The sequence below is a fragment of the Nocardia mexicana NBRC 108244 genome, from assembly GCF_001613165.1.
GTDB classification, from domain to species: domain Bacteria; phylum Actinomycetota; class Actinomycetes; order Mycobacteriales; family Mycobacteriaceae; genus Nocardia; species Nocardia mexicana.
Genome location: NZ_BDBV01000044.1, coordinates 72,229 through 87,358, shown reverse-complemented (window position 1 = coordinate 87,358; position 15,130 = coordinate 72,229). Strand labels below are relative to the sequence as shown.

The window sequence follows — 15,130 nt, the reverse complement described above, 5'->3', positions numbered from 1 at the left end:
CCGCGTCCCGAGCACAGCGCTCACGAACGCTGTCCTTCGAGAGGCGCGGAACCCGTTGATAATTCGGCCGATCCGAACAGGCGGTAGGCACGCTCGGGATCGTTGGCGGCATGGGCGCGACCGGCATGGGCGTCGCGCCAGAACCGCTGGATCACCGATCCGGCGCCGAGTGCGCGGCCGCCGGAGTTCTCGAACAGCCGGTCCACCGCGTTGATCGCGCGTTCGGTGCCGCGTACCTGGTCGCGGCGGGTGCGCAGCCGTTCGATCATCGGGATCGGGCGGCGCGCCTCGGCGAGTGCGCGCAGTGTGGTGATGTTGCGGGTCAGCTGCAGCCAGGCGGCGTCGATCTCGCTGGCGGCCTCGGCGATACGCACCAGGGTGGCCGGATCCTCGGCGAACGGCGTACCGGTGAAGCCGGTCTCCTTGCGGGCATCGCCCGGAAGTGCCACCCGCACTCGTTTCCGCTGATGAGCGAGATGGGCGTCGTAGGCCCCCTGTGCCATGCCGATGATCGGGGCGGTGATCGCGCTGGGATGGATCGCGCCGAACGGAATCCGGTACAGCGCAGCATCATTGACCTCCTGCCCCGGCGCAACACACTTGCCGACGGCTTCGGCCCCGAGCACGCGGTGCGCGGGCACGAAGGCGTCGTCGACTACGAGATCGTTGCTCCCGGTGCCGCGCAGACCCATGGCGTCCCACACGTCCTCGATCGTGTACTCGCCGAGCGGCACCAGGAAGGTGGCGGATTCGACGGCCTCGCCGTCCACGACCACGCGGGCGCCGAGCAACGCCCAGGCGGCATGGTCGCAGCCGGAGGCGAAACCCCACCGCCCGGTCAGCCGATAGCCGCCGTCGACCGGGGTCGCCGTCCCGGTGAGGGCATAGGACGAGCAGATCCGGGTGTCGGGATCGCCGCCCCACACGTCGTCCTGGGCGCGCGCGTCGAACAGTGCGACGTTCCACGGCGGGACGCCGAGCGTCGACGCCACCCACCCGGTGGAACCGCAGGCCGCCGCCAGCTCCCGCGCGGCGGTGTAGAAGATGGCCGGATCCGCCTCGAAACCACCGAAACGCCTGGGCTGCAACAGTTTGAAGAATCCGATCTCCTGCAGCGCCTTGATCGACTCGACCGGAATCCTTCGTGCGAGTTCGGCATCCGCGGCCCGCTCCCGCAGGGCGGGCCGCAGATCGGCGATCGCCGGCAGCACGGCATCGGCGGTGTTGGTGTCGCTCATCTCAATCCCCGTTTCCTTGCGGTGCATCGCGGTCATCGTCGGAGCTCTTGTTTGGTGAACCGCAGCAGGCCCGTCCCGGCGTCCGTGGCGGCCAATCGCAGACCGGCGGCCCGTGCTTCGGCGTCGAGCCGATCGGCGCCGACGGGCCAGACGCGGTGCTCGGTGATCGCCTCCTGCAGCAGCCGATCGTCTCGATAGCTGCGATAGGTCATCCGCCACACCAGCGACTCGTCGTCGACCGGGTCCGCGCGGCTCCAGCCCTCGTACTGCAGTGCCCCCGCCCGGGTGCGGGTGTAGCGGCGCTCGGGGTCCGCGGTGACCCGTCCGGGTCGCTGGACCTCGACGACGGCATCGGCCCCGGGCGCGAGCGCGCCCGCGATGGTCGTCCACACGCGCGGCCGCGAGCGCGGATCGAAATGCCCGATCACGCCCAGCGCCACCACCGACGCACACCGCGACGGCAGCTCGGTGTCGAGAAATCCGGTGGGCAGCACGGTGATTCGATCCCGCAGATCGCGGCGCGCGGCGAGCCGCGAGACCAGCACCGCGCGCATGGCCGGGGCCGGTTCGACCGCGACGATCTCCGCGTCCGGGAGGGCGTCGGCGATCAGCATGGTCGACAACCCGGTACCCGCGCCGATGTCGACAACGGGACCGGCGGTGGTGTCGGTCTGGGCCAGCATCGCCGACAGGATCGGATCGAGCTGCGCCACATAGGGTGTCGCCATCAGATCGTAGAATTCCGCGGCCGCCGCGTAGGAATCCGCACCGGAACCGTCAGTCATCGCGCCCCCCGTTCTCCGCGCGCGCCAGTGCCTGTGACACCAGATCGGCGACGGTGTCGACGGCCGGTTCCCGGAGCAGCGCGTAATGGTGGCCCGCGGCGGTATGCAGGTCGAGGTGGCCTTTGGTGTGGGTGCCCCAGCCGAGATCCGGCAGATCGGCGCAGTCGTCGACGCCCATCCCGACACCGGAGTTCCGTGGCGCGGGGAATTCGGCGCGCACGACGAGGGTTTCGAGCCCGTCCCCGTCGAGGACGCCGGTGACGTGGTCGCCGAGCGCCCGCAGGTGACGCCGGAAGATGCTCTCCCGCAACCGCTGTGCCGTGCCGTCGCGGCCCGCCAGTCCCGCCGTGGCGAGGCGGCGGTCGATCTCGGCGTGCTGCTCGGACTCGGATCGCTGCTCGAGGCCCTCGGCCAGGCTCGTGGACGCGAGATCGATGTCGAGAAATGCCTCCAGCGAACCGAGATACCGCGACCAGAAGCCCGTCTCGGAGTGCCGAATCCGGTCCGCGATATTGGCGTCGACGAGGACGAGCAGCGACACCACGTCTCCAGCCGCGCGGAGCCGACGGGCCAGCTCGTGGGCGATGATGCCGCCCATCGACCAGCCGCCCAGCAGATACGGACCCGCGGGCTGGTGCGCCCGCAGCACGGCCTCGTAGGTCCGCGCCAGCTCCGCGACGGTCTCCGGTCCGGCCGCGCCGGCCAGGGCAGGGTCCTGCAGGCCGATCACCGGGCGCCCCGTATCCAGCTTCCTGGCCAGATCGACGTAGCAGAGCACGTCGCCGCCGGTGGGATGCACCAGGAACAGTGGCAGCCCGGTGCCGTCGCGCAGGGGCACCGCGCAGTCCGCGGGTGGCGGCGCGGCGACCGTGCGCGCGACCGCGGCGGTGGCCGCGAGCGTCGGGTCGGCCAGGAAGTCGCGCGGCGTGACGGCCAGCCCGAGATCCGCGCGCAGCCGGTTGAGCATGCGGATGGCCAGCACCGAATCACCGCCGAGGGCGAAGAAGTCGGCAGCGCGGTCGATACCCGCTGCGTCACAATCCAAGTCGAGCAGTCGCACCCACATCTCGGCAATACCGAGCTCGGTGTCGTCTGCCGGTGGCCCGCTGGGCACCGACTCGGCCCGCCGTTCCCCCGGGTCCGCGGCCGCTCGTCCCGCGGACGGCAGTTCCACTGTGGCCGACCAGGCTTCGGCATGTTCGACGAGCGCGGTGATCTCGGCGCCGATGGCGCCGAACAGTTCGTCGAGAACACCGGTAGCGAACAGCTCCGCCACCGCGTCCAGGTTCACCACGACCGCGTCGTCCCAATCCCATTGGAACACCTGCATATCCAGCGCCACCTGCGGCGTGCGCACGCGCTGATAGAAGTCGCGCACCCGCACCGATTCGGGGGTACCGCCCGGCGGGTGCAGCCCCAGGGTGCTGTGGAAGACGACCGGCGCCTGCGGCGCGGTGTCGCGGCGCCGACGCCCGAGCTCTCGCACGATCTCCACGCCCGTGACCTGCCCGTGGTCGAGCATGCGGGCGGTGGCGTCCTGCATCTGCCGAGCCGCCGCGGCGAAACTCGCCCCGGCGGGCAGGTCGACGTCGAGCAACACCGTTCCGGCGTAGGGGCCGATCGCGTGGTCCAGGTCGCGGGGCAGGTGCAATCGGTTGAGATACAGCACATTCAGCAGGAATCGGCGGTGCCCGGCCAGCCTCGCCAAGGCGATGGCATAGCACGTGGCGAAGGCGGTCGTCGGCGTGATGCCGTACTGGGTGCAGCGCTCGCGCAGCACCGCCATCTGCTCGCCCGTGACCCACAGTTCTCGTCGCTCCAGGTCGTCCGGGCGGGCCTGTTCGACCGGCATGGTGAACGGCAGCCTGGGGGCGGTGGGCAGCTCGTCGAGCCGCTCCCACCACCAGTCGCGCTGAGCCTGCCACTCCGGTTCCCGCCGTTGCCGCTGCACGGTTTCGACGTAGTCGCCGAAATGCGCCGTGAGCGGCGGTAAGACGACGTTCGGGTCGTCGAGCCGGGTGAACAGCTCGGTGAACATCAGCTGCACCGACCAGCCGTCGGCGACCAGCAGGCTGCTGACGATGTGCAGGCTCAGTTCGTCGCCCGGCAGGCGCAGGGCGGTGATTCGGAACGGCCACGGATTCATGTCGGGCCCGGAATGCTGCATCCGCGTGCGGGTTTCGGCACGCGCCGCCGCGATCTCGTCGACACTCGCGGCGCGCAGGTCGATTTCGGTCAGCGGCAGCGTGGCCAGGCGCGGATCGTCGTCCGGCAGGACCTGCTGGGAGCCGTCGGGCAGGAAGATCGCGCGCAGCATGGGCTGCCGCCGCACCTGCCAGCGGATCGCGTCCGCGACATCCTCCGGATCGACCCCGGCCAGCCGGAAATCGACATACATGTGGGCGGAGTCGTAGCTCAGCGCCCAGCCGTGCTGCTGTCCGACCCAGTACGCCTGCTGTAGCGGCGTGAGCGCGAACGGCGCCGCCGGATCGTCCTGGTGCGCGAGTTCGATTCCGGCCGTGGCGCCTTCGGACCGTCGCTCGGTGATGAACGCCACCAGCTGCGCCAGGGTCTGGTCGCCGACCAGGTCGACCACGGGCACCGCGACGCCGAGCCGCCCGCGCACCATGGTCGCCATCCGGACGGCCAGCACCGAGTCGCCGCCGAGCCCGACGAATGTCGAATCCCCCCGCACGGCCCTCGATTCGACGCCGAGGACCTGAGTCCAGATCGCGGTCACCGTCGCGGCGATATCCGCGCCGCCGTCCGCCAGGCGCGGCCGGGCCTCCGGCGCCGTCCAGACCTCCGGATCGTCGACGAGCAGACGCAGCCACGACAGGTAGGCGGCGAAGGCCGTATCGGCGTCGTCGGGATCGAGCACGGTTTCCAGTACGTCCCACTGCAATTGCAGCGCTCCGGCGTGCACGAACGCCTGGTGGTCCAGCCAGACCTGCGGGGTCTGGCTGACGCCGTGCACGATCGGGCCCGCCCACTCCAGGTCGGTATCGTCGGCTACCAGCCCACCGACGTCGAGCGCGCTGGTGAACACCACCGGAAGCAGTTGCCGCTCACCGGTTTCGGTGGACTTCTCGGCCAGCATCTCCAGCGCCGAGTAGCCGCGGTGATCGATGTCGTCGAACAGTCGCTGCTGCGTTCGGACCACGCGCTCGGCGAAGGAGCCTCCGGCCTGGTCCACCTCATGAGCCAGCAGGGTGGTGAAATCCCCGACCACGTCCGATATTCCGGGCAGGGCGACCGGCCTGTCGACCAGGGTGAGCATGACCGAGAATCGCTCGTCCCCCGACCAGGCCGCGAGCACGTCGGCATAGGCGGTCAGCAGTACCGCCGAGGGCGTCACCCCGTGCGCGGCGCACGCGCGCCGAAGTGCCGACCACTCCTCGGGCGACAGGCGGTCGCTGCGGCGGCCGAACCACGGGCGCGTCTGGGTGCGGGTGCGCGTCGGCAGGGCCGGAGGACCGGGGATGGTGTCGAGGCGCTGCCGCCAATAGTCGACGGCCCGTTGCCTTTCCGGTGTGTCGGCACGGGTGGCGAGGTGGCCGACATAGTCGGCGAATCCCGTGTCGATCCGCGGGAGCTCGGCGCCGGGGTCGCGGTAGAACCGGCGCAGATCGCGGTCGAGGATCAGGAAGCTGGCGGCGTCGCAGATCAGCGCATCGATGCCGAAGAACACCCGGGTGGTCGTGTCGTCGAGCGTCGCGACGCGCACATCGAACAGCGGCCACCGATCCGGCCGGTGCACCCGGTGGGAAAGCCGGCGGCGCAGGTCGGTCAGCTTCTCCTCCCGTTCCTGTTCCGGGATCCCCGCCAGATCGTGACGGCGGATCCGATACTCCGGCACCTCGGCCAGAACCTGGTTGCGGCCGTCGTCGGTGATCACCGCCCGCAGCATGTCGTGCCGATCGATCACCCGATTCCACGCGTTCTGGTAGCGGTCGAGATCGAGACTGTCGCAGTCGTATTCGAGATAGATATGGCACGACACGTCGCTGAGCCCGAACGCACCGGAGCGCCCCACCCAATACGCGTGCTGCACGCGGGTCAGCGGGAACGGGTCGGCGGCGGCGTTGTCGGATCGCGCCGTGTCCGAGGGATCGCGGGTCGCGGCAGCCGGTTCGATCGCGACTGTCGACGGACCCGGTGCCGGGCCGCGGCGTTCCGACAGCAGCCGGGCGAAGGCCGACACCGTGGAGTCGGCCAGCAGCTCCCGCAGCCGGATCTCGGCGCCGTACCGGTCGTTGAGCAGATCCAGCATCCGCGTCGCGAGCATCGAATTGCCGCCGAGCGCGAAGAAGTCCGCCTCGCCGTCGGCCACCTCGAGCCCCAGCAGGTCCGTCCACAACCTCGCCACGATCTGCTCGTCACCGAGCTGTCCATCGGCCGCACGGTCGTCCGGCGACGTCCCGGATGCGAAGCGCTGGGGCGCAGGGCTTTCCGTGTCCGAGCCGATCGGCGGATCGATCCACAGGCGACGTCGCTGGAAGGGATAGTTCGGCAGCCGGACCCGGCGGCGGGCGCGGTGCAACGCCGTGGGGTCCACGGTCGCACCCGCGCACCACAGTTCGCCCACGGCCGTCAGCAGGACGGCCCGGTCGGGCACCGGCGACTCGATGGGCAGCGCCATGATCTCGTCGGCCTCGGGCAGGGTGGTCAACGCGGCGGTCAGTCCCGCCGGTGCGTTGCGGCGAGCCAGCGCCGCAAGCTCGGTGCCGGGCCCTACCTGCACGATGATGGTCGGGCGAGACCCGGCGGCGGCGCGGACCGCGGCGGCGTACCGCACGGGCTCGCGCAGGTGCCGCACCCAGTGATCCGGTTCGAGCGACCGTGTCTCCCGGCCGGTGAGCGTGCTGAACAGCGGCATCGTGGCCGGTCCGTGCGTCACCCCCGCGGTGGCCTCGACCAGATGCGGCGCGGCTGTCTCGACGGCCGGAGAATGCAGGGCCGCTTCGATTCGCAATCGCGTGGCGTGAATTCCCGTGCGGGCGAGGGTGGCCGCGAGGTCGCCGATGGCCGGCGCGGGACCGGAGGCGACGCAGGCATCGGGCGCGTTCACCGCGGCGATCGTCACCTCCGGGTGAGCGGACAGCAGGTCGGTGAGTTCGGGCTCGCCGAGCGCCACGGCGAGCATGGCGCCGGGTGCCGCCTCGGCGAGCGCGAGGGAGCGCACGGCGACCAGTCGCGCCGCGTCGCCGAGGCTCAGCATGCCCGCGAGTACGGCGGCGCCGTACTCACCGAGACTGTGCCCCAGCACCCCGTCCGGCTCGATTCCCATGTGGCGCAGGGTCATCGCGGTGGCCACCGACACCGCGAACAGGGCCGGTTGGCCGAAGCGCACGTCGTCGGCGTCGCGGTCCGCCGCCGCGCCGGTGACGATGTCACGAATGTCGTAGTTCAGCAGGGGTTTCAGCGCCGTTGCGCAGTCGTCGACCACGGCGGTGAACCGCGGTTCGTCGCGGTACAGACCGGCGCCCATGCGCGAATACTGCGCGCCCGCACCGGGAAACGCGAAGACGATATCCGGGCGACGCGAGGGCACCTGCCGCGACGCCACCGGGCGCGGCGACGCGGAGTTCTCCGCAAGCACCGCCGCGCTCCGCCAGCCGGACTCACGATGTCTGCCGCGCAACACCGTGGCGGCGTGGTCGGCGCGCGTGCGGTCGTCGATCGTCAGGTGATCGAGCTGCGCCTTACAGCTGCGCTCGGCGGCCCCGGAGACCAGCAGCAATTGTGCGCGACCGTCAGGCTCGCCGGGCGGCACGGCGTCGGGCGCCTGCTGAACGACCACATGGCAGTTCGTTCCGCCGATTCCGAACGAGCTGACCCCGGCGATACGCGCTCCCCCGCGCTCGGGCCAGCTCCGTGTCCTGCCCGAGATCTCGAAAAGGCCGCTGTAGTCGGCCAGTTCGGGGTGCAAGGGGTCGGCGTGCAGCGTCGCGGGAATTCGCCGATGATGCAGTGCCAGCGCGGTTTTGATCAAGGCGGCGATACCGGCGGCGGAATTGGTGTGGCCGATATTGCTCTTCACCGAACCGATCGCGATCGGTTCCGCGACCGTCCGATCGGCGAATACCGCAGCCAGCGCGGACAGTTCGATCTGATCGCCCAGGGCCGTCGCGGTGCCGTGTGCCTCGACCAGATCGACCGCGTCGGCATCCACACCGGCGGCGGCCAGGGCCTCGGCGACGACCCGCGCCTGCCCCGTTGCCGACGGCGCGGTGAATCCGGCCTTCCCGGCGCCGTCGTGGTTCACGGCGCTGCCTCGTACGACCGCGTAGATCGGGTCGCCGTCGGCGACGGCCTCCGCCAGGCGGCGCAGCACCACCACCCCCACGCCCTGGCTGTGCACCATGCCCGAGGCGTGCGCACCGAATGCGCGGGTGTGCCCGTCTGCGGAAAAGATCGAGTCGGGAATATGCAGGTAGCCACGGCCCTGCGGCACGATCAGCGACACCCCGCCCGCGAGCGCCGCATCGCATTCGCCCGACAGCAGCGACTGCGCGGCGGTGTGCACGGCGACCAGCGAGGTGGCACACGTGGCCTGCACGGCCACCGCCGGGCCGGTGAGGTCGAGCCGGTAGGCGAGTTGCTGGGGGAAGTAGTCGGTGAACGCGCCCAGCTGTGCCTGGAGCAGGCCCATCGGATCGCGGTCGGCGGCTTGCCGATATGCCGCGAGATTGGTGTCGTAGTACCCGCTGTGCGACGCCCCGGTGAACACACCGACCTGGCCCAGCTCGGCGCCGCCGCCGTGTCCGGAATCGCCCAGAGCGTTCCACGCGCATTCCAGCAGCAGTCGCAGCTGCGGATCGAGCAGCGCCGCGTCCTGCGGGGTGATCCCGAAATGGCCGGGGTCGAAGCGATCCTGACCGTCGATGAATGCGCCGACGGGCACGTAGTTGCGCTTGCGGCGCAACGACTCCGGAACGCCGCGCGCGGCAAGCTCGTCGTCGGTGAACCGGGTCAGTCCCTCACGGCCGGAGGCGACCAGTTCCCAGAACGCGGCCAGGTCCGGCGCCCCCGGAAACCGGCATGCCATGCCCACGATCGCGACGGCGTTCTCGTCCTCAGGCTGCCGACTCATGCGGTGATCTCCAATTCTGTTGCTACCGAGGTCTTTTCCTGCATGAGCCCCAGCACGGGACACGAGGACTCGACCAGCCGCTGCAGTTCCCGATAGCGGTCCGGATCCTGCGGGCCACCCACGCGCACACGCATGCGGACCGCGCCCGGCTGTGCCGGTCGATCGATGCCGAAGACCGGGCCCATATCCAACGACGCTTCGACATCCACTGTCAGAGAGGTCATCTCGACACCCAGCCGGGCGGCGTGGAACCGATACGTCGCCAGTTGACAGGCGCCGAGGGCCGCGAGGGCGAGCCCGATCGGGTCCGGTCCGCCATCACCGCCGCCCGCCGTGACCGGCTCGTCGACCACCAGGGTGTGCCCGTTGATCCGAACCGTCATCTCGGTGGGCGTTCCCGCACGGTGCTCGGCATGCGCCGCGAAGCGCTGCGTGCTGTCGGTCCGGCGCCGCAGCGTCGCCGCGATCTGCTGCACGATGTCACCGAACGACATGCTGCCCCGCCTTCTGCATGCGGCGCTGCCGGCCGCGCTCGGTGGCCGCGGCGAGATCGATCCGATGCCGCATCACAGCCGCGTCCATGGGGCGGGATCGGCCGGTCTGCACCGCTATCCAGGCGGCCACCCGGCGAATCGACCCGTGCCGGAACATATCCGGGACGGTGAGGTCCGGCGCCAGGTGCCGCAGCCGGCGGTGCGCACGAACCAGCGTCAGCGAGGTCGCGCCCAGGTCGTGAAAGGGTGTGGCCGGATCCGCGCCGGGGCCGAGCAGTTCGGTGAAGACCGCGGCGACGGCCTGCTCGAGGTCGGCCGGTGGTTCCACATCGTCGACGGTCGGCGCATCGGCGACCTTCTCGGCCTCGATTGTCGCGGGCGCTACAGGCGTCGACCGCCCGATCCCACTGCGGCGCAGCGGGTTCGGCAATTCGGACAGGTTCACCTTGCCATTGGCGGTCAGCGGTATGGCGTCCATTCCGACCCAGTGCGCGGGCACCATGTAGTGCGGGAGATGCCGGGCCGCGTGGGCCGCCAAGGTGTTCGGATCCGGCTCGTCGGCGTCCGAAACGAGGTACGCGACCAGCTGCGGACGGTCGTCGGCACCGGGTACCGCGGCGGCCACGCACCGGCGCACGCCCGGCAGCCGGGTCATCACCGCGTCGATCTCGCCGAGTTCGATCCGGTGCCCTCGGATCTTCACCTGACGGTCGACTCGGCCGAGGAACTCGATGGTTCCATCGGGCCGCCACCGGCCCAGATCGCCCGTGCGATACAGCCGTTCGCCGATCACGTCGTCGTGCACGAACCGCTGCGCGGTCTGCGCCGCGTCGCCGACGTAGCCGCGGGCCAGCCCCGCGCCACCGATATGCAGTTCGCCGGGGGTCCCGACCGGGCACGGTCGCCCGTCGTCATCGAGGATCAGGAAGAACTGGTCACGCAGCGCCCGCCCGTACGGAATGCTCGTCCAGTCCGGCGGCACCCGATCGATCGGATGGCAGATCGACCAGATGGCCGCCTCGGTCGCACCGCCGAGGCTGATCACCCGGACGTCGTCGCCGATTACGGCGCGCAGGCGGCCCGGCAGGGAGATCGGAATCCAGTCCCCGGACAGCAGCATCACCCGCAGCGATCGCAGCCCGGCCGCGGCGGCGGGGTCGGCCTCGGCGTATTCGACCAGCATTTCCGCCACCGCGGGCGCCGTATTCCACACCGTCACACCGTGTTCGGCGATCAGCTCGCACCAGTGTCCCGGATCGCGCAGTCGCTCGGCATCGGGCAGTACCAGCGCACCCCCGACACCGAGAACGCCGAAGATGTCGTACACCGACAGGTCGAAGCTCAGCGCCGACAATGCCAGCACCCGGTCGTCCGGACCGATGCCGAACCGATCGTTGATGTCGTCGATCGTGGTGCGCGCGGCGCGGTGTTCTATGGCCACGCCTTTCGGCTCCCCCGTCGAGCCGGAGGTGAAGATTATGTAGGCCAGATCGTCGGCCGCCGGATCGGTGACCGCGTCCGCTGCGGCGGAACCGGTCGAGTCGTCGTCGAGAGGAAGTGCGGCGACGCTGTGCGGCAACCGATCCGGAACGTCACGCGAGACGAGCGCATGCGTGATCTCCGCGCGGGCACACACCGACGCGATTCGCTGCGGCGGCCAGTCCGGCTCGATCGGCACGAACGACGCACCCGCACAGATCACGGCGTAGACGGCGGCTATCTGCTCCGGCGACTTCGGCGCCACCACCGCCACCCGGTCCCCGGCGGCCACACCAGCCGAGACCAGCTGCGCGGCAACCGCTCTCGATCGAGTCAGCAACTCCGCATGGGTGTAACCGCCCGCGGTCCCGAATACGGCCTGCCGGTCCGGAAACGACCGCGCGGCCCGCCGCTGCGGATCGGTGAGCAAAGGCCCGCACGCGGTGTCCCCCGCTAGCTGCGACACTTCCTCGAATGCCGGGTTCCACCCGAGATCGACAGCCTCCCAGGCGGTATCGCTCGCCGCGAGACGCCGCAAGACCCGCGCATAGGCCGTCAGCATCTCCTCGACCAGCGCATCCGGGAGCACCTCCTCGACCGCGTCCCAGGCGATCCGCAGGGCGCCGTCCTCGTCCCACACGATGTGGTCGAGCACCACCTGCGGGGTCTGCGATACACCGAACACCTCGTCGCCCAGCCAGCCCGCCGCCGCGCCCGCGGCCTGACCCAGGCCCACTCCGCTGGTGAACACCACCGGATACCGCGGCGTCAGATCGGCGGTCTGCATCCGCTGCACCTCCACACCGCTGTAGGAGCGATGCTCGAGATCGGCCCAGAACCGGGCGTTGACCCGCGTCGCGAAATCGGTGAATCCCTGCCATGACCGCAGGTCCACGACGGGCAGCTCCACCAGTGCCGTGGTGCTGAAATCGCCTACGACACCGTCGTTCTCACCGGCGCCGGGACGATCGAACAGCGTCGTGTTCAGGCAGAACGGTGCGGTCGCGCCCCACCGGTTCAGGGTCAGCGAGAACGCGGCCAGCAGGACCGCCGTCGGGCTCAGGCCGCGCTCCGCGGCCCGGCCGGTGAGCGCCGCCCACTCGGCGGGCTCGAGCCGCGCCGAATGCCTGCGGAAGTGCGGGCGGTGCACCCGTTCCGGCGCCACGGCGTAGGGAAGGGCGGGCCCGGGTGGCAGGGCGGCGGCCCGGCTCCGCCAGTAGTCGCGGTCGCGCCGCCGGGAGTCCGAGTCCCTGCGCTCGTCGAGAATTCGCAGGAAAGACGACGTCACCGGAGGCAGCTGCCGACCCGGATCGGCGACGAGCGCGCCCCACTGCCGCATCAACAGGATCCAGCCCGCCATGTCCAGCACGATGATGTCGAATCCCACGAACACCCGCAGGTCGCCGGACGGCAGCAGCGCGACGTGGATATCGAACAGCGGCCAGACCGTGGTGTCGCGCACCTGATGCGACTTCTCCCCGCGCAATTCCCCCAGTACCGGTTCGACATCCGCGGGCCGGTCGCGCAGGTCCGTGACGCCGAGACGGTAACGCGGGCCCGGCGGTTCGACCCGCTGTCTGCCGTCCGCGGTGATGGTCGCGCGCAGCATGTCGTGGTGGTCGACCAGCCGGTTCCATGCCGTCTCCAGCGCGGCCACCTCCGCCACCGGATCATCGGTCACGAATACCGCTGGGCCGCGGTCGAATTCGAAGTAGTAGTGGGTCGAGACGCCACCCAGCGGCAGGTCCGGATCACGCCCGACCCAGTACGAGGCCTGGATGGGCGTCAGCTCCGCCTCGACGACCACGGCCGCGTCCGAGGTGACCGCTGCCGTACCGGTCGGCTTCTCGTCGGCACGACCCTCGGCACGCTCGTCGACCTCGGCGATCAGCGAGTCGAGAGTGGCGCCCACGAATGCCTCCAGCGGCACTCGCACCCCGGTGCGCTCGGCCAGCCGCAGATGCAGCCGCACCGCGAGGAACGAGTCCATTCCCATTTCCTGTAAGCGGCGATCGGGATCGATATCGTCTGCCTGTACACCGAGGACCGTCCCGATACATCGACGCACCTCGTCTGCCGTTGCTGCCACTATCTCCAGCCCTTGCTAGGGGAAACCGACACGGCTACATTAATGAAAACGACTTTCATTAGCAATTTCCCACGGGTGGCGATGCGAGCCACCTGACGCACTGCCGGAGAGGGCGAAAGATGTTGGCAGAACAGCGATCACGGCCGTCGACGTGGCAAGGGGGCGCGCTCGACAGCTACCGGCTGCTCGGCCGGTCCGGGCTGCGGGTATCGCCGCTGGCGCTGGGCACGATGACCTTCGGCACCGAATGGGGCTGGGGTTCGGACAAGGAGGAGGCGCGGGCGGTCTTCGATGCCTACGTCACCCGCGGCGGCAACTTCTTCGACACCGCGAACCGCTACACAGCGGGCACCTCCGAGGAATGGCTGGGTGAGTTCGCGGCGCCGATCCGCGAAAGCCTGGTCCTGGCAACGAAATACACCGGAACACAGCGCCTGACCGATCCGAACTCCGGAGGCAACCACCGCAAGAGCCTGGTCGCATCGGTCGAATCGAGCCTGCGTCGGCTGCGCACCGACTATCTGGATCTGCTCTACGTGCACATGTGGGACGGCCTGACCCCGGTCGAGGAGATCCTGCGGGGCCTCGACGACCTGGTGCGCGCGGGCAAGGTGCTGTACGTGGGGATCTCGAACACCCCCGCCTGGCAGATCGCCCGCATGCAGACGATCGCCGACCTGCGCGGCTGGTCTCCCCTGGTGGCCCTGCAGATCGAATACAACCTGCTGGAACGCACCGCCGAGCGCGAACTCGTCCCCATGGCAAGCGAACTCGGCCTCGGCGTGATCCCCTGGTCACCACTCGCGAGCGGCGTACTCACCGGCAAGTACGGTCGTGCCGACCTCACCGGCGACACCGATGCCTGCCGGGTCGGGTCGCGGCGCAACCTCGCCATCGCCAACGATTCGCTGACCGACCGCGGCCTCGCCATCGCCGACGTGGTGACCGATGTCGCCGACCAACTCGGCCGCACCCCGGCGCAGGTCGCGCTCGCGTGGACGCTCCGGAATCCGGCGGTGACCGCCCCGCTTCTCGGCGCCCGGACACTCGGGCAACTCGAGGACAACCTGGGCGCCCTCGACCTGGAATTCGACGACGACCACCTGCGCCGGCTGCACGACGCCTCGGCGGTGGACCTCGGCTACCCGCACGACTTCCTCGACCGCCCGGCGGCCCGCAGCGCGGTATTCGGCGATACCCGGATCCTGCGCTGAGCCATGACAGAAAGGAAGTGGGCGATGACAGGCATCGCCGACCTGTTCACCGAACATCTGCTGAAGCAGCCTCGCGGGCCCATCGCCCGGTTCTGGTGGCGCGATATGAAGGCCCACCACGACATCTTCCGCGAGACACTCGGGGCACTGGAGCTGCGACCCGAAGACAACCTGCTCGAAATAGGCTGCGGAGGCGGCACTTTCGTCAACTGGGCGCTCGCCTCCGGCTGCCGCGCGACCGCCGTGGACCACAGTGCCGACATGGTCACCTTGACCGAACGCAACAACGCCGACGCGGTGCGCACCGGCACCCTGACCGTGGTGCGGTCCCCTGCCGAACACCTGCCGCTGCCCGACGGCACCTTCACCGCGGCGGCGCTGATGAACGCGCTGTTCTTCCTCGACGCGGGGGCAGCCCTCGCCGAACTGCACCGCGTGCTGGCCCCGTCCGGTCGCCTCGTCGTCCACACCCTCGCCCCGAACCCGCCCGCATCCCTCGCCCCACCTCCGGTAGCCCGTCGCATGCACCTGCACACCGACGAAGAACTCCGGTCCCTCCTCGACGCGGCCGGCTTCACCGGCACCCGGGTCACGCGCTCCGGCAAGGGCTTTCAACTGGCCACCGCCACACGACCCCGGCTGCCGACCGACGGCGCAGCCCCCGCCCCGGCGAGGGGTGGGTAGCATTTCACCCGCCCAATACGCCCAGTAATAGCCGATCGCCAGTTTTGCGGC

7 protein-coding genes are annotated in these 15,130 nt (G+C 70.2%); 2 read left to right on the top strand and 5 right to left on the bottom strand.

The genetic code is table 11. From position 1 onward, the window contains the following. Positions 1–20: 20 nt before the first annotated feature. From hsaA to NM1_RS17400, 5 genes are read right to left on the bottom strand one after another with little or no spacing between them, the layout of a single operon-like run. The gene (gene hsaA, locus NM1_RS17420) at positions 21–1,265 is read right to left on the bottom strand and encodes a 3-hydroxy-9,10-secoandrosta-1,3,5(10)-triene-9,17-dione monooxygenase oxygenase subunit (protein ID WP_373864051.1); all 1,245 of its coding nucleotides are present in this window, start codon (positions 1,263–1,265) and stop codon (positions 21–23) included. Positions 1,266–1,270: 5 nt separating this feature from the next. Continuing rightward, positions 1,271–2,023, bottom strand: coding sequence for a class I SAM-dependent methyltransferase (locus NM1_RS17415; protein WP_068020766.1), 753 nt, complete (start codon positions 2,021–2,023; stop codon positions 1,271–1,273). Beyond that, positions 2,016–9,119, bottom strand: coding sequence for a type I polyketide synthase (locus NM1_RS17410; protein WP_068020765.1), 7,104 nt, complete (start codon positions 9,117–9,119; stop codon positions 2,016–2,018). The genes NM1_RS17415 and NM1_RS17410 overlap by 8 nt, the downstream gene beginning before the upstream one ends. Beyond that, a complete protein-coding gene (locus tag NM1_RS17405; RefSeq protein WP_068020763.1) occupies positions 9,116–9,613 on the bottom strand; it encodes an OsmC family protein in 498 nt (165 codons plus the stop codon). The genes NM1_RS17410 and NM1_RS17405 overlap by 4 nt, the downstream gene beginning before the upstream one ends. After that, complete coding sequence (locus NM1_RS17400; protein ID WP_246011012.1) at positions 9,600–13,160, bottom strand: non-ribosomal peptide synthetase; 3,561 nt, start codon at positions 13,158–13,160, stop codon at positions 9,600–9,602. The genes NM1_RS17405 and NM1_RS17400 overlap by 14 nt, the downstream gene beginning before the upstream one ends. Positions 13,161–13,300: 140 nt before the next feature. On the opposite strand from NM1_RS17400, the gene NM1_RS17395 reads away from it, so the two are divergent. Both NM1_RS17395 and NM1_RS17390 read left to right on the top strand, forming a co-directional pair. Continuing rightward, the gene (locus NM1_RS17395) at positions 13,301–14,395 is read left to right on the top strand and encodes an aldo/keto reductase (protein ID WP_068020760.1); all 1,095 of its coding nucleotides are present in this window, start codon (positions 13,301–13,303) and stop codon (positions 14,393–14,395) included. 24 nt (positions 14,396–14,419) lie between these two features. Next, complete coding sequence (locus NM1_RS17390; protein ID WP_068020759.1) at positions 14,420–15,079, top strand: class I SAM-dependent methyltransferase; 660 nt, start codon at positions 14,420–14,422, stop codon at positions 15,077–15,079. Positions 15,080–15,130: the final 51 nt, after the last annotated feature.